Origin of the sequence: Massilia terrae (genome assembly GCF_024753145.1) — a bacterium.
GTDB lineage: Bacteria > Pseudomonadota > Gammaproteobacteria > Burkholderiales > Burkholderiaceae_D > Telluria > Telluria terrae.
This window is the reverse complement of the sequence record NZ_JANUGU010000006.1, coordinates 33,218-49,897: the sequence shown is the minus strand read 5'-3', so window position 1 is coordinate 49,897 and position 16,680 is coordinate 33,218. Positions and strand designations below refer to the sequence as shown.

Genomic DNA, 16,680 nt, shown 5'->3' with positions numbered 1-16,680 from the left:
TACTCTGCAACCGGCGATTCTGTATATTTAGCCTCAATTCTGGCCGCCGAAGTCATTTCGCCAGTCCCCCTCTTTCATGCAGCCTGCTCAGCAAATCGATAACTTCACCGCTACGCTCACCCGCGTATGTTTTCGCACTCCCATCGGTCGAGCGCGCTGGACGATCGCTGAGTTCTGGACGAGAAGTAGCTACAGGCGAGCGTTTCGCAGCGATGACCCTTTCCGCTTCCCGTTCTAGTGCCCGGTTTGCCCGGATGTCGGCGATGCGCGCCGCATTAGAACGCTTCACCTGACTTTCCTTTTTCTCCGCCGCTGCGGTCGCAATCGTAGTCTCAACAAACTCGTCCAACTGAACCTTACTGTTCAAGTCCGCGTAGTGAGCGACTGCTTCGGTCTGCTTGGTTATTTCAAGCATATCGAGCACCTCTTCGAGGCGGCGATTTCGATACCGTCCCTCTGTGCTGTGCAACATGCATCTAACCAAGGACTTGTCAGGTGCCTGTATCCATATGTAATCGACCGTGCCTGGCTCATACCAGACATCGATCGCACGGCGCCCGAAGGCACGGGCGTGAGCAGCGGTCATTCCATCCGGATCCAATGGGTTGAGGTAGTGCATGCCCTTGAAAGTAATTCCTCTGGCCTGCAATGTGGCCCGTTCGCGCGGCAGCAGATGCAAGTAGACAGCGTCATCCGACTGGACGTTCGGCTCGCCCATGCCTTGCTCGATTCCCCAGTTCCATATGCCGAGAGGCGTGGAAGGAATATTTTCGCTAATCATCGCCTTGCTTAAGCGGCCTGGGGCGCGGCTGTGCTGGTTATAGTGAAGAACACTCTTGAGCAAGATTCGAGTGAACTTTTCCATGTCCAACGTGGCGTCGAGGCGATAGTCGCGCTCCCCCCGTTCCTTCATCCGGGTTCTAACGCCACCTGGCGTCCAGTGAACCTGGGTTAATTGGTTCAACAACCTGAACTTGGACTCAACAATAGATTTCCAGTCCGGTCGAAATGGAGGCATGATCGCGAGATTAATGTTAAGACCCGTGACGATGCCGGTTGCGGCGCTTCCTAGCATCTCGCCGCGGTCTGCAACCAATTCTTGAGGAAGATGATGGCACGGCCATTCCTCTTCGGTAATCGTAATCCCGTGACGCGCGCAAAACGCGACCTTGTCACTGAACGCGTTGAAGAGAGCATGCCGGGCGCCGTTCCAGCTCGGGCCTTCCAAGCCCACGTACACCCCGACGATCATTCGAGAAAATACGTCGACGACAACATACACAACCGGGCGGCCAATCAGCCATTCCCGGTTGTATCGGCTAACAAGATAGATGTCGGCAATCGTGGCATCAATCTCGTATCTATGGCATGGACCATGTAATCGGTCGTGAGCCCGCCCAACAAGTGGTCTATGGTTCATCGCCCACCTTCTATCGCCGCTCCGCCCGCGCAAGACGGAGATCTCGTCGTAAGCCTTCTTGCCCCAATACTTAAACTGCACAATGTTCGGGAGTTCACCGGCGGGCTTCAACCGCGTGTCGTCGTCAGTCCCATCGGGCGAGGGGTGCTCGACTCGATAGAACCTGTTAAGCGTCTTCGTATACGCATCAGTTATCGTCTTTGTCTTGTTATCCCGATACAGCGCGTAACCAATTTTGATGATCTGCTTGTCTTCGTCCGTTAAGATTTTTGCCCTGGTGTCTGAGAGCTCGCCGAGGTACTTGGGAGGGCGGCCAGGCAACTTGCCTTTAACGAAAACACGTGGCTGGCCGGATGCACCCGAGTTTTCATATTTTGGAAGGAAGGCGTTTTGCGTCGCCCCGTGAAGCCAGTAGCGATAGAGGAGCCGGTAGATGGACTTTCGGTCCAAGCCGGTAGCCTTGGAATGGGCCGCGACTAGTCGCCCCATTGCATGGGGATAGTAAATCTCGCCTGCGAAAGAAGTCTCTATAAGCGGCCTGATACGGTCCCAGTTTTTCTGCCGAATGGTTTTCTGTTCTGAGCTTAGCTCGTCCTCCGACTGAAGCATGAACGAAGACGTGCGGACCTTTGTAGGTCGGACATTCCCGGACGCAACTGCCCCCTTTAGTTCTGAGAGCGGCATGTGCCAGGGTGGGGCAGGCGGCTCCTCTATTGTCATCATTGTTACGAAATCATCTGCACAACTGATCCAAAGGACGCGCGCGGGGCGTTCGAAGGGTGCAGATTCCGTTAGCGATTCGAAGACGTCATTGATCGCAATCATGGTTAGGCTGCCGTACGTTCAAGATGCACTGCTGTCGAATGCGCGTTCAACCGAAGTGTTGGTAGCGTCTCCGATAGGTCAAGACGCGTGTTCGCAATATCGAGAGTAATGACTTTGTTCCACACTAAATTCTTAAACATAGAAACCGCATCTGTGTATTGGACATGGATCCCCTTCCCAATAGTTCGAAGGACCGACGATAAGGTTCGATCGGTCCCGTCGAAATAATCAAGACCATCAAGAAAGCGCTTTTGCAGTTCAGGCTGTTGAAGCTCGCGCGCGATGACGGCGCGTTTGTGAATCCAGTCGAGATTGTCAACGAGAGTATTGGTAATGACTCGGTCCGTCACAAGCTTCCAATCCGAGTGACCGTTGGCCCGCCAGATAGCCTTCTCAAGCTCAAGCTTTTCAATCGTACGAGCTAACTCAGGTTGCGGAAGAAGCTCTTCCTCATACTTGCAAGTTCGGATCCCCAGGCGCTGCGTCCCGTCAGGATTTCTAAGAGTGACCAAGAAATCTGCAGTCATTACATACGGAACTTGTGTGTGCTTGTAGACGGGATAACGAATCCCTAGTTCGGCAGCGATACGTTTCGTTGTAGCGGTGGGGAAGACCGGGAACTGCTCACGGATGTCCACCACTTCGTCTGAGAACTCAAGCAGCAATAGGTAACCGTACTCGAGGTTTGACAATGTATGGTAGATCCGCCCCGTCTTGATACCGCGGGTCTCCCTGGACTTGCCCCGCGAAGACACATCTTGAACTCGGATCCACGGCATGTAACTGGCTCCCTCGCCTTGACCGTAGCCTTGACGGACATAGTTGTCGATGTCAGCTTGGGTCTTGAAGCGCCTCTTTCTCATACTTTTCCTCTGTAAATCAGCGCGGAAGCTCGAAGTTTTTTTCCTCCAAGGCAATCACTGCCGCGGGCGGCGAAGGCCGGTATCTTACTCGTCTGTTAGATGCTCAGCAAAGGAGTTCGTTCGCTATTTCTGCGGAAGCGGAGGTGCTTTGCAGCGATAAGTATCTGTAGCCGAACGCATCTTGCGCGCCGCCAACTCGCCCTTGTCCATGCAGAGCCAGAATGGCTGCTCTACTACCGATAACTGTACGAGGCTAGCCATGATCGACGTGTACCTGCAAATCGACGGCATCAAGGGTGAATCGCAAGACGACAAGCACAAAGGCTGGATCGAGTGCATGGGCGTCCACTGGAACATAGTGCAGCCGAGGAGCGCGACATCATCGACCGCCGGCGGCCACACTGCTGAACGAGTCAACATGAGCGAGGTAAGTTTCATCAAGCTGGCTGACCTCTCATCACCGATCCTGGCTCAATACTGCGCGATGGGGAAGACTATCCCAAAGGCAGTTTTCGAGTTCATGCGCGCTGACGGAAACGGGACTCCAATCTGCTACTTCCGCATGGAGCTGAAAAACGTATTGGTGTGTCAGGTCAGCCCAAGCATCGCAGGGGGCGGCGGCCACATTCTCCAGGAAGGCATTGGCCTCAAGTTCTCCGAGGTCAGGTACAAGTACACCCAGCAGCAGATTGGTGGCGGCTCTGGCGGCAACACGGCCGGCGGCTGGGACCTGGCGAAGAACACTGTGGCGACCTGACCCATGAGGCGACTGGCCCTTTCGCTCTCCCTTGTCGCCGCGACAAGCTACGCGCAGCTACCGCTGCAACCTCCAGCCCCGCCCGACGAGCACCCGCCTATCATTGACGGCGTCACGCCGATCCCGCCCGCCGTGCGTCCTCCCACGCCGTGGATGACGGTCGCTCAGTTGCTCCAGCTCCTCGACCCGCCGGCCCGCGCTCACGATCGCCAGGCGGCGATCGATGCCGGCACACGCTATGTGATGGGTGTCTTCGACACGGCAGTGGGCAAGGACTTCTGCTACATGGACTACCACGACCTCAGACGCAATCCGGCCCGAAAGCCGTCGCCGGCTGCCTTGCGGGCCACGGTCGTTGCCGGCCTGCGCGCGCCGCCGCCTCCCGGCCACACCCTCAACGACCGAGCGTCTGCCGTGCTCATTCGAATTTTTCAAGGGCCATGGGCTTGCCCGCCGGAGGGATGCTGTGACTAGACCGAGACCGCCTTTTACGCTGCTACACATGCACTACCCAGATCCCGCAAACGTCTCGACCGATGAGCTATACAAGTGGATCGGGCACGAGGAGAAGCTACAGGACCCGCGGTGGCATAACACGTGCGCTATCCGCGTCAGCTTGGCGCTGCTCGGGGCGGGCATCCCCTCCATCACCAGCGGTAAAACAACGGTCATGGCCGGGAAATACGCCGGCCGGACCATCGACGCCAGTCAGAAGCGGCTTAGCGAATGGCTGGCGAAGGAGTGGGGCGAGCCGGAGAAATTCGGCGCGGCGCTGGCTTTCGACAACATCGGCCAGCGGAATGGCGTGATCAGCTTTTATCAGCTATGGGGGCCATTTGACAATCAGGGGCACATCGACCTGGTTGCGCCCCACTGGAAGTACCGCCTGCTATGTGAGGGATACTGCTATATGCAATCAGTAGAATGTTGGTTCTGGGAGTGCGACTAAACCGCCGGGTCGTAGCTGCCGATAGGCCCGCGACGTCATCAGCGAACGTTTTTATTGAGAAGGTCGCGCCATAAGAGTCCGTTGGCGATGCAGTGGTCGATCATTTCTGGGCCATGAGCCAAACTGTGCTCACCACGGTAGAAGGCCTCGATCATCTCGATCGCTTTCTCATGAGTGAAACGCCAGCCCGGTTCATTGCCAACTTCGCTCGGAAACCTTGCTGCAGCGACGGTTTTTCCACCCAAAATAACCCAGTAGTCGGTGTGATTATGTTCGATTTCGTAATTCACGCCCGGATCGCACGGCGACGTGTACCTCTGCCACTCATGTCCGCCGCGGCTTGTTCGCTGAACATTCGACTTGCTCATGTCGGCTCCCATGCTTTTTCTCACGCGAGGATCCTCCCCGCTTCAGTACAGTCACAAACCCCTCTTGCCATGCGATCAACATCCGCCGTACGATCTGAGGATGACGTAGAGCGAGGATGGTCACGCACGCTTGATTATCCGCCATCCAAGATAATAACTCCAAGAAGGGCTACCAAATGGAAAGTGAAAGAGGTAGCGGCGCTGCGGTCGCGCCGCAGACGTTTAGCGATGACGAGGTGATGCAAGCCAGTTTTCGTCTGGAAGCTGGGACCGTGGGCGCCGAGCCGGCACGTAAGCTCTTCCTCCGAACGTATACTCTTTCCAACGCTCGGGCTCGTGTTTGGCATGCAATGCCAGAGGAAGAATGGCCGCTGCTAGCGACTATCCTTCGCAACCGTATCATCATGAGGCCGATCCATGCCAATCCGCACGCCCAACGCTACCTGAAACCCAAGAATGGGGGTTTCACCACGGTCATCTATGTCGACAATTTCGGCGATGAATTGGTGGATGATGCGGATGCTGCGGCGGAGCGCATCGAATTGCGCCTGGCCTGGCGCCTTTTTGACCCTCCCCGCTATGGTCTCGGTTTGAGCCGGAACCTTGATCCAGTGTGGCAAGGCCTGTCGCGGATTAAAGACAGAGATATCCTCGTGATCAGCCGAGATCCGGGAATGTACACTGAAGACGGGGTGGTTTCGATTGGCACTGAGGAAGTCGACAAGCTGCGCCGCGCCTTTGATCGGATCACGAAGAATGGCCGTAAATTGATTCGGGAAACAAAGCATGGTGTGGTGCACGACGATGTGCTCACAAGGCTTGATCCCGAGCGATTTCAGCGAATCGTGCGCGCGGGTCCACCCTTAGTCGAAGTAAGACGTGAGGGTTCGAAGCAGGCATTAGCTCGAGAGCGTGCAGAGCGTCAGTCCAATGTGAAGGCAGTGCGCAGGCACCTCGGTGAGTTAGTAATGGAGACTCCCCAAGAGCTGATGAAGTTGCATACAGAGATTGAACGCGTGACGCTCGCAAAGATGATCGAGGCATTCAGGGCGAAGCTCGACACTAAAGTTACCGAACTACATTGGCAGGCATTCTTTGAGCAGAACAAGTTCGTCTTAAGTCTGGCATTTGCGCGTCCCGTTGAACTAACTCGCACCCAATTCCATGCAAAGGGCTCTACTTTGACCGGTGCCGGCGCTCAGATCGGCGATTTCCTGTTCAAGGAATATGGGCAAGCACTCGCCATTGTTGAAATAAAAACGCCGGAGACTTACTTGCTACGAGGCACAGCGTATCGCGGCGAGGAGGTATTTGGTCCCCATTCTGACCTTTCCGGCGCAGTGACCCAAGTGTTGTTTCAACAGAGCGAGCTTAGACAACGCTGGTATACGCATAAGAATGACAACCCGGCCCTGAACCTGTCTGGAGCCGATGTCATCAGGTGCGTAGTCGTTGCAGGTCGCCTGCCCAGTGATTCAAAGAAACTACGCAGCTTTGAGGTTTTCCGAAACGCCTGCAAGGATGTTGAGATCATTACCTTTGACGAACTTCTAGCAAAGCTTGAGCTCTTGGAGAAGCAATTGGCTCCGAAGCCGGAACCAGATTTGTTCTGACGACTTATAACACCGTTCGAACGCCTGCTTGGGCCAGCAGATCGTCCAGCGATAACGTGCCCATAGAGTGACCATTTTTTCCAGGTCCTGCGCTCGGTGGCGACGAAAACTTGGTTACGTGCTCTACGGCTGCGCACCGTGTCTTCCGAAACCGCATAGGCCGGCGTTAGGCGGCTCGTGCGCCCCGACCACAGCTTCCTGCACTGCCTTACTGGAGCCTGCAGCAAGCTGTGGCAAACTTTATTATCCGCGTGGCAGACTTTATTATCTTGTGGCGAACTTTATTATCGCTCCACACCTGACATAAGCAGGACGCGTCGCCTTTACTCGACGGTAACGGACTTGGCCAGGTTGCGCGGCTTGTCCACATCCGTCCCACGCGCCAGCGCCGTGTGATAGGCCAGCAGCTGCAACGCCGCCACGTGCAGGATCGGCGACAGCAGGCCGTAGTGCTCAGGCAGGCGGATCACATGCACGCCGTCGCTCGAGGTGATGCGCGAGTCGACGTCGGCGAACACATACAGCTGGCCGCCGCGGGCGCGCACTTCCTGCATATTGGATTTGAGCTTTTCCAGCAGCGCGTCATTCGGCGCGATCGTCACCACCGGCATTTCCTCGGTCACCAGCGCCAGCGGGCCGTGCTTCAGCTCGCCTGCCGGGTAGGCTTCGGCATGGATGTAGGAGATTTCCTTGAGCTTGAGCGCGCCTTCGAGCGCGATCGGGTAGTGCAGGCCGCGGCCCAGGAACAGGGCGTTTTCCTTGCGCGCGAATTCTTCCGCCCAGGCGATGATCTGGGGCTCCAGCGCCAGCACCGAGCCGAGCGCGACCGGCAGGTGGCGCATTTGCTTCAGGTACATGGCTTCTTGTTCATCGTCGAGGCGGCCGTTGACTTGCGCCAGCGCCAGGGTCAGCAGGAACAGGCCGGCCAGCTGGGTGGTGAAGGCCTTGGTCGAGGCGACGCCCACTTCGATGCCGGCGCGGGTGATGTAGGCCAGCTGGCATTCGCGCACCATGGCGCTGGTGGCGACGTTGCAGATGGTGAGCGTGTGGTGCATGCCGAGGCTGCGCGCGTGCTTGAGCGCGGCCAGGGTGTCGGCCGTTTCGCCGCTTTGCGAGATGGTCACGACCAGGGTGTTGGGGTTGGGCACGCTGGTGCGGTAGCGGTATTCGCTCGCGATCTCGACGTTGACCGGCACCTGCGCCACCGATTCGATCCAGTATTTGGCGGTCAGGCCGGCGTAGTAGCTGGTGCCGCAGGCCAGGATCAGCACGCGGTCGATCTGCTTGAACACCTTGTAGGCGCCGTCGCCGAACAGCTCGGGCATGATGGCGGTGACGCCGTCCAGGGTGTCGCCGATGGCGCGCGGCTGCTCGAAGATTTCCTTCTGCATGAAGTGGCGGTAGGGGCCGAGCTCGGCCGCGCCGGTGTGGGCGTGCACGGTCTTCACTTCGCGCTGGACCGGGCGGCCGTCGGCGTCGACGATCCAGTAGCGCGACAGTTGCAGGTCGACCACGTCGCCTTCTTCCAGGTAGATGATCTGGTCGGTGGTGCCGGCCAGCGCCATCGCGTCCGAGGCGACGAAGTTTTCGCCGTTGCCGACGCCGACCACCAGCGGCGAGCCCTGGCGCGCGGCGACCACGCGGTGCGGCTCGTCGCGGCAGAACACGGCGATCGCGTAGGCGCCGTGCAGGCGCTTGACGGCTTGCTGCACGGTGTCGAACAGGTCGCCGTTGTACATGTGGTCGACCACGTGAGCGATCACTTCGGTGTCGGTCTGGCTCTGGAAAACGTAGCCGAGCCCGGTCAGTTCGGCGCGCAGCTCGTCGTGGTTTTCGATGATGCCGTTGTGGACCAGGGCGATGCGGGCCGATTCTTCGCTCGGGGAGAAGTGCGGGTGGGCATTGTGCGAGGCCGGGGCGCCGTGGGTGGCCCAGCGGGTGTGGGCGATGCCGGTGAAGCCGGCCAGCTCGGCGCTCTTGACCTGAGACTCGAGGTCGGCCACGCGCGAGGTGCTGCGCGAGCGGCGCAGGCGGCCATCGATGTGCAGCGCGACGCCGCAGGAGTCGTAGCCGCGGTATTCCAGGCGTTTCAATCCCTCAAGAAGAATTGGTGTAATGTTGCGTTGCGCTACTGCTCCGACGATGCCGCACATGATTCGCTCTCCCGTTGAATTCCTTACGGCCTCCAATGTAGAGCAGGCGCGATGAAATATGCTTTCAGTGCGCGGCTATTTTTGATAGATTATTTCATGCGTTTCGTTGGACGAAATATTCTTTCAAATGAACGCGCTAACTGAACGATTATTTCAAACATGCCCGAGATTCATCATCCTCTGGACGACCTCGATCGTCGCCTCCTGACCACACTCCAGGCCGATTCGTCGCTCACCAATGCCGAACTGGCCGAACGGGTGCACGTTTCGCCGCCGACCTGCCTGCGCCGCGTCAAGCAGCTGACCGACAGCGGCGTGATCCAGCGCCAGGTGGCCATCCTCGACCCGGCCAAGGTGGGCGCCGGGATCACCGCCATCGTCGAGATCACGCTGGACGTGCAGGCGGCCGAGCGCATGGACGCGTTCGAGAAGCTGGTCGCGGACGAGGCCGCCGTGCTGCAGTGCTACCGCACCGCGCCCGGGCCGGATTTCGTGCTCGTGCTGCAGGTACGGGACATGCCGGCCTATCATGAGCTGGCGCATCGATTGTTCGCGACCCACGCCAATGTGCGCAACGTGCGCGCCTATTTCTCGACCTTCCGCAGCAAATTCGAAACGCGCATCCCGCTCTAAAATTTCCACTGAGCAACATCAACCACGCCCGTTCGGATTGGATATTTACTGGCAACAGTAAAACAAGCGAGCGAGGCGGACGTGGATGAGCAAAACGCGCTTCTGCGCATGGTGAAAGTGCACCGGCGATATGGCGCCGGCGACAAGGTGGTCCATGCGCTGTACGACATCGACCTGTGCGTCGAAGCGGGCGAGATGGTGGCTGTGTGCGGTCCTTCCGGCCACGGCAATACGGCCCTGGTCAACCTGCTGGGCTTGCTCGACCTGCCGAGCGCCGGGCGCATCTATGTGCAGGGCGTCGACACCTGCACCCTGACCGAGCGGCAGCGCCAGCGCCTGCGCAGCGAACACATCGGCATCGTGTTCCAGCATCCGGCCCTGCTGCCGGCGCTGACGGCGCTGGAGAACACGCTGCTGCCGGTGCTGCTGGGCCCGCACGTGGACCGCAGCGCGATCGAATTCGCGCCTGAACTGCTGGCCCGGCTGGGGCTGGCCGTCCAGCTGCACAAGCATCCGGACGAGCTCGATGCCAGCCAGCGCCAGCGGGTGGCGATCGCCCGCGCGCTGGTGCTGCGTCCGGCGCTGGTGGTGGCCGACGAGCCCGCATCGCGCCTGGACAGCGGCAGCGAACGGATGGTGGCCGACCTGTTCAGCGCTTGCCAGCGCGAGCACGGCACCACGTTCATCATGGCGACGCGCGACCAGCGCCAGCTGCTGCGCGCCTCGCGCACCCTGCAACTGAGCGAAGGCCGCCTGCTCAGCGTCCCCGCCGACACGCCCCGCCGGGCCCTGCGCGCATGAACGCCGTCCAGCTCGCCTTGCGCAACCTGATCTGCTTGCGTCCCCGCACCATGGGTCCGCTGGTGGCGATCGCGCTGCTGCTGTGTGCGCTGGACCTGTTCGCCGGCAGCCGGCGCATGCAGCTGCAGCGGGTCGAGCAGCAGGCGGCGTTCGAGCAAGGATATGGGCATCTTGCGGTCTTGCCGCTCGGCGGCGGCTTCGGTACGGATGCCGAGGCCGTGCGCCGGCTTGCGGCGGCTACCCCGGGCGTCACGCTGGTGGTGCCGCGCACCGGTCCGACAGGGGAACGGCAGCGCTTCGCGGCCTACCTGGCCCGGCCGGAGGGTGCGGAGCGGGCGTTGGACCAGCTTGCGGCCAGGCTGAGGGATGCCGGACTGCATGCGGAGGTGCGGCGCGGGGAGAGTTTGTCTGGGCATTATGTGGCGCTCCGCGATGCGGTGAATGCCGAGCTGGCGGCGGCCGTGCTGGCGATGCTGGTGCTGGCGGGAGCGATCACGTTTGCGGTGGCGACCGTCAATTGCGTGGAGCGCAGGCGGGAGCTGGCGGTATTGCGGGCGTTCGGGCTGCCCAGGGGCGGGCTGGTGGCGCATGTGATGGCCGAGGCGCTGATGGTGGGGCTGGGAGCGATCGTGCTGGCGGGGGGAATCGGCTCGTTTGGGCACTGGGCGATTGGGCAGTGCTCGTGGCTGGGGAGTGCGGGGGTGGCGATCGAGCTGGAGCCGGGGAGGGTGCTCCTGGCTTTGTTGGCTGTGATGAGTGTGGTGGGTGCGGCGGCGTTGAGGCCGGCGCTGAAGGCGGCGGGGGTGGAGGTGACGGCGGGGTTGCGGGAGTGTGAGGTTTGAGCGTTTTGCGGCCACAAGGCAGCTTTACGACGGCCCACATTGTCTATGGGTCCCCGCCTGCGCGGGGAGTCGTTTCCGGCAGTGCCGGGAACGACGGTTTTAAAACTGTCGTTCCCGCGCAGGCGGGGCCCCATGCCGAGTATGCTTACTTCTTCACTTTCACGGGCCGCTGCCACCCCTCAATGGTCATCTGCTTCGGGCGCGAAATGGTCAGCTTGCCCGCCGGCGCATCCTTGGTCAGCGTCGTGCCTGCTCCCAGCGTCGCACCTTTGCCCACGGTCACCGGCGCCACCAGCTGGGTATCGCTGCCGATGAAGGCGTCATCCTCGATCGTGGTACGGAACTTGTTCGCGCCGTCGTAATTGCAGGTAATGGTGCCGGCGCCGATGTTCACGCGCGAGCCGACATCGGCATCGCCCACGTACGCCAGGTGATTGGCCTTGCTGTGCGCCGCCACCTTGCTGTTCTTGATCTCCACGAAATTGCCCACGTGGACGTCCTCGGCCAGCTCCGTGCCCGGACGCAGCCGCGCGTACGGACCGATGAGTGATTTGCCGCCCACTACCGCATCCTCGAGATGGCAGAAGGGCTTGATCTGCGCGCCGGCCCCGACCTTGGTGTCCACCAGTACGGAGTGAGCGCCTACTGTCACGCCATCGGCCAGCTCGACACGGCCTTCGAACACGCAGCCGACGTCGATCGTGACGTCGCGGCCGCAGACCAGCTCGCCACGTACATCGATCCGGGCCGGGTCCATCAGGGTCACACCTTTTTCCAGCAGGCTGCTGGCCACGTTCAGCTGGTGGCGGCGCTCCAGCTCGGCCAGCTGGACCTTGCTGTTGACGCCCGCCACTTCCCACTCGGCGGACGGCTGGGCCGAGACCACCTCGACGCCATCGGCCACGGCCTGGGCCACGATGTCGGTCAGGTAGTACTCGCCTTGGGCGTTATTGTTGGACAGTGCGTCCAGCCACTTTTTCAGGTGGCCGGTCGGGATCGCCATGATGCCGCTGTTGATCTCGCGGATCGCGCGCTCGGCGTCGGTGGCATCCTTTTCCTCGACGATGCGCACGATACGGCCGTTTTCACGCACGATGCGGCCCAGGCCGAAGGGATTGGAGAACTCGACGGTGAGAATACCCAGCTTGTCCTTGCCGGCCGCGTCCACCAGCTTGCGCAGCGAGGCAGCCGTGGTCAGCGGCACGTCGCCGTACAGCACCAGGGTCGGGGCGCCCTCGTCCAGCTTGGGCAGCGCCTGCATCACGGCGTGGCCCGTCCCCAGTTGCGGCTCCTGCAGGGCGGTATCGATGCCAAGCTGCATCGATTCGGACCATCGGCCGACGGCCTCAGGCACCGCTGCGCCGCCATGCCCGTAAATCACGCATAATTTGCCCGGGGCAAGGCTCCGTGCCGTTTCAATCACATGCTGCAATAGCGGCTTTCCCGCCAGCGGATGCAAGACCTTCGGCAGCGCGGACTGCATCCGCTTTCCCATGCCAGCGGCGAGGATGACTACGTTCATAAGCCGTGTGTATTCGTGAAGTTGAAAAGATGAAAAAGTTTAACACGCAGCTTTTTTTAAACCGCGTACGAATGCTGTTCCTGCTTGGCCTGGTCGCGCTCGTGGCCGCTTGCAGCACGGTCCGGTTCACCTACAACCATGGGGACACGCTGCTGTACTGGTGGCTGAACACCTACATCGATCTCGACAGCGACCAGACGGGCTGGGTCAAGCAGGACATCGACCGCCTGTTCCAGTGGCACCGCCAGACCCAGCTGCGCGATTACGCGGGCGTGCTGACGACCATGCAGCGCCAGTTGGCGGGCAATCCGACGCAGGCCGACCTGCTGACCGACTACCGCGACATCAAGGCCCGCACCGAGCTGCTGGCGTTCAAGGCCCTGCCGGACCTGGCCGACCTGGCGCGCTCGATCAAGCCGGATCAGATTGCCCAGATCGAAAAAAAGTTCAACCGCAACAATGAGGATTTCCGCAAGAAGTTCATGAGCGGGGATGTGGACAAGCAGCACAAGGTGCGCTTCGAGAAGGCGATGGACCAGTTCGACCTGTGGTTCGGATCGTTCTCGTCGGAGCAGAAAGCGATCCTGCGCAAGGCATCGGATGAGAGGCCGCTGGACAACGAGATCTGGCTGCAGGAGCGCAAGATGCGGCAGCAGAAGATCCTGGCGCTGCTGCGGCGGGTGCAGCAGGAGAAGCTGAACAAGGAGCAGGCCATGGCGGCGATCCACGACCTGCTGCGGGATTTCTTCGACCGCTTCGACGCGCCGGACCGGAAGCTGTTCTTCGATGCGTATATCGACAGCACCTCGAGATTTATCCTGACCGCGGTCCGCATCGCGACGCCGGAGCAGAAGGCGCATGCGCAGAAGCGGATGCAGGGATGGATTAATGACTTTAATACCTTGGCCAACAATCGCTAGTCGTTAGCGTCGAGAGCGCTCACTGACTTTAGCCCGTCATACAACAGGTAAATTGTTACCCTCAAAACCGTCGTCCCAGCGCAGGCTGGGACCCATAGAACGCGTGCGCTGTCGAGAGCTTACGCCGCAGGCACGTTAGCTCAGCATGGAGGATCAATGCCGGGAGCATTGATCCTGGCCTTCGCCGGGACGACGCGGCTAGTTGAGGTTGGTGCTTTAAAGGCGATACGACTGCACTTCGGTTCCATGGGTCCCCGCCTTCGCGGGGACGACGTTCGGATTGTTCATGGGATGGCGGCTGATTCCCCTCTACCGGCATGTTATAGTCCGCGCCATGCAAACCAAGCCAGCCAAACGCCCCCAGCACCGTTCCCCTCCGCCGCAGCAAGTCCGCATCATCGGCGGCATGTGGAAGCGGACGCCGCTGCCCGTGCTGGACGCGCTCGGCCTGCGCCCGACGCCGGACCGGGTGCGCGAAACCGTGTTCAACTGGATTAAGCACCTGGTCGACGCCGACTGGGACCAGCTCGACTGCCTCGACCTGTTCGCCGGCAGCGGCGCCCTTGGCTTCGAAGCCGCCAGCCGTGGCGCGGCATCCGTGACGATGGTCGACAGCCATCCCGCGGTGATCCGCCAGCTCGAGCAAAACAAGAGCAAACTGAAAGCCGACAACATCCGCCTGCTGCGCGCCGACGCCATCAGCAGCGCGCGCGACTTGGCCCTGCGCGGCCAGCGCTATGACCTCATCTTCTTGGACCCACCCTACCAGCAGGAGTTCCTGAGCCAGGCACTCCCCCTGTGCAAAGGGCTGCTGAAAGAGGGCGGCCTGGTGTACGCCGAATCCGGCTTGCCCCTGCCTTTCGGCGTGCTGCAACGTCCCGAATGGCTGGACGGCTGGGACTGCATACGCAGCGATAAAGCCGGCATGGTTCACTACCAGTTGTTGCAGTTGCACAAAAATAGCGCGTCATGACAAAAAAGACGCCCATTTCCTGTGCGGAGGGAGCCCCCGCATAGGGCGACTGCCGTGTTTTCAGGCATAATGCGCGTTCTGAACGCCTCTTTTTGCCCGCAGGAGCCGCAATGGTTGTAGCCGTCTATCCCGGAACCTTCGATCCGCTCACCCGCGGTCACGAAGATTTGGTGCGCCGCGCATCAGGTCTGTTCGACACGCTGGTGGTCGGTGTCGCGGACAGCAAGAACAAGCGGCCGTTCTTCTCGCTCGCCGAGCGCCTGGAGATCGCCAACGAGGTGCTTGGCCACTATCCGAACGTCAAGGTCGAGAGCTTTTCCGGCCTGCTCAAGGATTTCGTGCGCCAGCATGACGCGCGCGTGATCGTGCGCGGCCTGCGCGCGGTGTCCGACTTCGAATACGAGTTCCAGATGGCGGGCATGAACCGCTATCTGCTGCCCGACGTCGAAACCATGTTCCTGACCCCGTCCGACCAGTACCAGTTTATTTCGGGCACCATCGTGCGCGAGATCGCCCAGCTGGGCGGCGACGTGTCCAAATTCGTTTTCCCTTCGGTGGAGCGCTGGCTGCACAAGAAACTCGCAGCCAACCAGGCAGCGGCGCCGAAAACCTGAGCTTTCAGCAGTGCCATGGCTTTATTGATTACCGACGAATGCATTAACTGCGACGTCTGCGAACCCGAGTGCCCGAACGACGCCATTTCGATGGGCGAAGAGCACTACATCATCGATCCGCACAAGTGCACCGAATGCGTCGGCCACCACGATGAGCCGCAATGCGTGGCGCTGTGCCCGGTCGCGTGCATTCCGTTCAACCCGGAATGGCGCGAGACGCGCGAAGAGCTGCAGGCCAAATACGAGCGCCTGACGCAGGAAAAAGCCAAGGCCTGAGCTAGTCGTTCAGGTCCCACTTTCCGGTTTTTTCGTTCTTGTGGTACTTGTGCTTGACCGCGGCCCAGCCGACCTTGAAGGCGGTGACCTCGCGCCCTTCCGGCCCGCGCTCCGCATAGTCATCGTAGGCGCTGTTGAAGGCGTCCTTGAAGATCTCCTGCGCGTGGCTGGGCAGCACGCCACGCACACTGTCCGGCAAGTCCGCTATCGATTTGTACGGCATCTCCAAACCTCCCGAATGACGCCATAGTGTGCGGCATCGCCGCACACCATGGCGCACCCATGTCAGGTCGATTCGGCGAAGGCCTTGAGCCGTCCCAGCGCCCGTTCCCACGCCTGCCCGATCGCCTCCAGCGAACGGCGCGCCTCGTCGATGCGCTCCGGCTCGATCTGCCACAGCCGTTCGCGCCCGACCTTGACATCGCGCACCACGCCGGCCTCGGCCAGCGTGTGCAGGTGCTTGGTCACGGCCTGGCGGCTCACCTCCGTGTTGGCGGTCAGGTGGGTGATGGAAAACGCGCCGCCGGCCGCCAGCACCGCGATCAGCTTGAGCCGGGTGACGTCGCCCAGCGCCGCGAACACGCCGGCCAGCGCCTCGCTGGGCTGCAGGTCCTTGTCAGCCATGGAGGTGGCGCACGATGTTTTGCAACTGCGCTTCCCAGCCGCGGCTGTTCATGCGGAACGCTTCCTCGCGGCGCTGCGGCGGCACCTTGTCGAAGCCGGACTCGACCACGGTGAGCAAGGTGCCGTTGCCGGGCGCCTCAGCCAGCGTGAAGGTGACGAGGGTCGGCTCTTCCTTCGAATAGTCGACGTTCTGCTCGACCGCGTAGGGGTGCCAGAGGTAGGACAGCAGGGTCGGCGGCTCGACGCGGTCGATGACGGCCTCGAACACGACGTGCTCGTAGCCGGGGTGGGTGATGTTGCCGCGCGCCTTCTGGCCCGGCTCGAAGCGGCGGAGCCCCTGCAGGTTAACGCCGAACCAGGTGCCGAATTCTTCCGCGTCCGCGATCGCGCGCCAGACGCGCTCGCGCGGGGCGTTGATGACGATGCTGCGCTCGATGCGATCCGTTTGCGAAATGACTTGCTCTTCCTTGCTCATGACCGGTCTCCTTTTATGCAACCAAATGGTTGCGCGAGAACCCAGTATGCGC

The 16,680-nt window shown here is 60.7% G+C and carries 19 protein-coding genes; 11 read left to right on the top strand and 8 right to left on the bottom strand.

Annotated features, from left to right (window positions below; all coding sequences use genetic code 11):
• Positions 1-52: 52 nt before the first annotated feature.
• Both NX778_RS16960 and NX778_RS16955 read right to left on the bottom strand, forming a co-directional pair.
• Positions 53-2,245 carry a TnsB C-terminal domain-containing protein gene (locus NX778_RS16960; protein WP_258812959.1) on the bottom strand — a complete coding sequence of 731 codons (2,193 nt, stop codon included), beginning with the start codon at positions 2,243-2,245 and terminating at the stop codon, positions 53-55.
• A 2-nt stretch (positions 2,246-2,247) separates the two neighbouring features.
• Positions 2,248-3,108: a TnsA endonuclease N-terminal domain-containing protein gene (locus NX778_RS16955; RefSeq protein WP_258812958.1), complete on the bottom strand. Its 861-nt coding sequence runs from the start codon at positions 3,106-3,108 to the stop codon at positions 2,248-2,250.
• A gap of 259 nt (positions 3,109-3,367) precedes the next feature.
• Between NX778_RS16955 and NX778_RS16950 the strand changes: the two genes are divergently transcribed.
• From NX778_RS16950 to NX778_RS16940, 3 genes are read left to right on the top strand one after another with little or no spacing between them, the layout of a single operon-like run.
• Positions 3,368-3,865 carry an Hcp family type VI secretion system effector gene (locus NX778_RS16950; RefSeq protein WP_258812957.1) on the top strand — a complete coding sequence of 166 codons (498 nt, stop codon included), beginning with the start codon at positions 3,368-3,370 and terminating at the stop codon, positions 3,863-3,865.
• Positions 3,866-3,868: 3 nt separating this feature from the next.
• Positions 3,869-4,339, top strand: coding sequence for a hypothetical protein (locus tag NX778_RS16945; RefSeq protein ID WP_258812956.1), 471 nt, complete (start codon positions 3,869-3,871; stop codon positions 4,337-4,339).
• Positions 4,340-4,367: 28 nt separating this feature from the next.
• Complete coding sequence (locus tag NX778_RS16940) at positions 4,368-4,814, top strand: T6SS effector amidase Tae4 family protein (protein WP_258812955.1); 447 nt, start codon at positions 4,368-4,370, stop codon at positions 4,812-4,814.
• Between the two features lie 38 nt (positions 4,815-4,852).
• Here NX778_RS16940 and NX778_RS16935 read toward each other — a convergent pair whose 3' ends face one another.
• Positions 4,853-5,182: a hypothetical protein gene (locus NX778_RS16935; protein ID WP_258812954.1), complete on the bottom strand. Its 330-nt coding sequence runs from the start codon at positions 5,180-5,182 to the stop codon at positions 4,853-4,855.
• Between the two features lie 176 nt (positions 5,183-5,358).
• Here NX778_RS16935 and NX778_RS16930 point away from each other — a divergent pair, with 176 nt between their 5' ends.
• Positions 5,359-6,795 (top strand): Shedu immune nuclease family protein, encoded by a 1,437-nt coding sequence (locus NX778_RS16930; protein WP_258812953.1) that lies wholly within the window; start codon positions 5,359-5,361, stop codon positions 6,793-6,795.
• 323 nt (positions 6,796-7,118) lie between these two features.
• Here NX778_RS16930 and glmS read toward each other — a convergent pair whose 3' ends face one another.
• Positions 7,119-8,948: a glutamine--fructose-6-phosphate transaminase (isomerizing) gene (glmS, locus tag NX778_RS16925; RefSeq protein WP_258812952.1), complete on the bottom strand. Its 1,830-nt coding sequence runs from the start codon at positions 8,946-8,948 to the stop codon at positions 7,119-7,121.
• Between the two features lie 159 nt (positions 8,949-9,107).
• On the opposite strand from glmS, the gene NX778_RS16920 reads away from it, so the two are divergent.
• The 3 genes from NX778_RS16920 to NX778_RS16910 all read left to right on the top strand — a co-directional run bounded on the left by NX778_RS16920 (position 9,108) and on the right by NX778_RS16910 (position 11,224).
• Positions 9,108-9,581, top strand: a complete 474-nt coding sequence (locus tag NX778_RS16920; RefSeq protein WP_258812951.1) for an Lrp/AsnC family transcriptional regulator — start codon at positions 9,108-9,110, stop codon at positions 9,579-9,581.
• Positions 9,582-9,662: 81 nt separating this feature from the next.
• Positions 9,663-10,382 (top strand): ABC transporter ATP-binding protein, encoded by a 720-nt coding sequence (locus NX778_RS16915; RefSeq protein ID WP_258812950.1) that lies wholly within the window; start codon positions 9,663-9,665, stop codon positions 10,380-10,382.
• Entirely contained in the window at positions 10,379-11,224 is an 846-nt protein-coding gene (locus NX778_RS16910) for an ABC transporter permease (protein ID WP_258812949.1), read from the top strand. The genes NX778_RS16915 and NX778_RS16910 overlap by 4 nt, the downstream gene beginning before the upstream one ends.
• 145 nt (positions 11,225-11,369) lie before the next feature.
• Here the strand turns inward: NX778_RS16910 and glmU are convergent, their stop codons facing one another.
• The gene (glmU, locus tag NX778_RS16905) at positions 11,370-12,746 is read right to left on the bottom strand and encodes a bifunctional UDP-N-acetylglucosamine diphosphorylase/glucosamine-1-phosphate N-acetyltransferase GlmU (RefSeq protein WP_258812948.1); all 1,377 of its coding nucleotides are present in this window, start codon (positions 12,744-12,746) and stop codon (positions 11,370-11,372) included.
• A gap of 71 nt (positions 12,747-12,817) precedes the next feature.
• Between glmU and NX778_RS16900 the strand changes: the two genes are divergently transcribed.
• From NX778_RS16900 to NX778_RS16885, 4 genes are all read left to right on the top strand, one after another.
• Positions 12,818-13,666: a DUF6279 family lipoprotein gene (locus NX778_RS16900; RefSeq protein WP_258812947.1), complete on the top strand. Its 849-nt coding sequence runs from the start codon at positions 12,818-12,820 to the stop codon at positions 13,664-13,666.
• Positions 13,667-13,952: 286 nt separating this feature from the next.
• Positions 13,953-14,639, top strand: coding sequence for a 16S rRNA (guanine(966)-N(2))-methyltransferase RsmD (gene rsmD / locus NX778_RS16895; RefSeq protein ID WP_370661344.1), 687 nt, complete (start codon positions 13,953-13,955; stop codon positions 14,637-14,639).
• A gap of 110 nt (positions 14,640-14,749) precedes the next feature.
• Positions 14,750-15,253: a pantetheine-phosphate adenylyltransferase gene (gene coaD / locus NX778_RS16890; protein WP_258812946.1), complete on the top strand. Its 504-nt coding sequence runs from the start codon at positions 14,750-14,752 to the stop codon at positions 15,251-15,253.
• Between the two features lie 15 nt (positions 15,254-15,268).
• A complete protein-coding gene (locus NX778_RS16885; RefSeq protein WP_258812945.1) occupies positions 15,269-15,529 on the top strand; it encodes a YfhL family 4Fe-4S dicluster ferredoxin in 261 nt (86 codons plus the stop codon).
• Position 15,530: 1 nt separating this feature from the next.
• Here the strand turns inward: NX778_RS16885 and NX778_RS16880 are convergent, their stop codons facing one another.
• From NX778_RS16880 to NX778_RS16870, 3 genes are all read right to left on the bottom strand, one after another.
• Entirely contained in the window at positions 15,531-15,752 is a 222-nt protein-coding gene (locus NX778_RS16880; protein ID WP_258812944.1) for a ChaB family protein, read from the bottom strand.
• Between the two features lie 62 nt (positions 15,753-15,814).
• On the bottom strand, positions 15,815-16,153 hold the full coding sequence (locus NX778_RS16875) for an ArsR/SmtB family transcription factor (protein WP_258812943.1): 339 nt from the start codon (positions 16,151-16,153) through the stop codon (positions 15,815-15,817).
• Entirely contained in the window at positions 16,146-16,628 is a 483-nt protein-coding gene (locus NX778_RS16870) for an SRPBCC family protein (RefSeq protein ID WP_258812942.1), read from the bottom strand. The genes NX778_RS16875 and NX778_RS16870 overlap by 8 nt, the downstream gene beginning before the upstream one ends.
• Positions 16,629-16,680: the final 52 nt, after the last annotated feature.

Coding starts and splice junctions, on each gene's coding strand:
- glmU (WP_258812948.1), bottom strand. CDS start 12,746: ATGAACGTAGTCATCCTCGCCGCTGGCATGGGAAAGCGGATGCAGTCC.
- NX778_RS16900 (WP_258812947.1), top strand. CDS start 12,818: ATGCTGTTCCTGCTTGGCCTGGTCGCGCTCGTGGCCGCTTGCAGCACG.
- NX778_RS16875 (WP_258812943.1), bottom strand. CDS start 16,153: ATGGCTGACAAGGACCTGCAGCCCAGCGAGGCGCTGGCCGGCGTGTTC.
- rsmD (WP_370661344.1), top strand. CDS start 13,953: ATGGGATGGCGGCTGATTCCCCTCTACCGGCATGTTATAGTCCGCGCC.
- NX778_RS16885 (WP_258812945.1), top strand. CDS start 15,269: ATGGCTTTATTGATTACCGACGAATGCATTAACTGCGACGTCTGCGAA.
- coaD (WP_258812946.1), top strand. CDS start 14,750: ATGGTTGTAGCCGTCTATCCCGGAACCTTCGATCCGCTCACCCGCGGT.
- NX778_RS16945 (WP_258812956.1), top strand. CDS start 3,869: ATGAGGCGACTGGCCCTTTCGCTCTCCCTTGTCGCCGCGACAAGCTAC.
- NX778_RS16960 (WP_258812959.1), bottom strand. CDS start 2,245: ATGATTGCGATCAATGACGTCTTCGAATCGCTAACGGAATCTGCACCC.
- NX778_RS16950 (WP_258812957.1), top strand. CDS start 3,368: ATGATCGACGTGTACCTGCAAATCGACGGCATCAAGGGTGAATCGCAA.
- glmS (WP_258812952.1), bottom strand. CDS start 8,948: ATGTGCGGCATCGTCGGAGCAGTAGCGCAACGCAACATTACACCAATT.
- NX778_RS16870 (WP_258812942.1), bottom strand. CDS start 16,628: ATGAGCAAGGAAGAGCAAGTCATTTCGCAAACGGATCGCATCGAGCGC.
- NX778_RS16935 (WP_258812954.1), bottom strand. CDS start 5,182: ATGAGCAAGTCGAATGTTCAGCGAACAAGCCGCGGCGGACATGAGTGG.
- NX778_RS16920 (WP_258812951.1), top strand. CDS start 9,108: ATGCCCGAGATTCATCATCCTCTGGACGACCTCGATCGTCGCCTCCTG.
- NX778_RS16955 (WP_258812958.1), bottom strand. CDS start 3,108: ATGAGAAAGAGGCGCTTCAAGACCCAAGCTGACATCGACAACTATGTC.
- NX778_RS16880 (WP_258812944.1), bottom strand. CDS start 15,752: ATGCCGTACAAATCGATAGCGGACTTGCCGGACAGTGTGCGTGGCGTG.
- NX778_RS16940 (WP_258812955.1), top strand. CDS start 4,368: ATGCACTACCCAGATCCCGCAAACGTCTCGACCGATGAGCTATACAAG.
- NX778_RS16930 (WP_258812953.1), top strand. CDS start 5,359: ATGGAAAGTGAAAGAGGTAGCGGCGCTGCGGTCGCGCCGCAGACGTTT.
- NX778_RS16910 (WP_258812949.1), top strand. CDS start 10,379: ATGAACGCCGTCCAGCTCGCCTTGCGCAACCTGATCTGCTTGCGTCCC.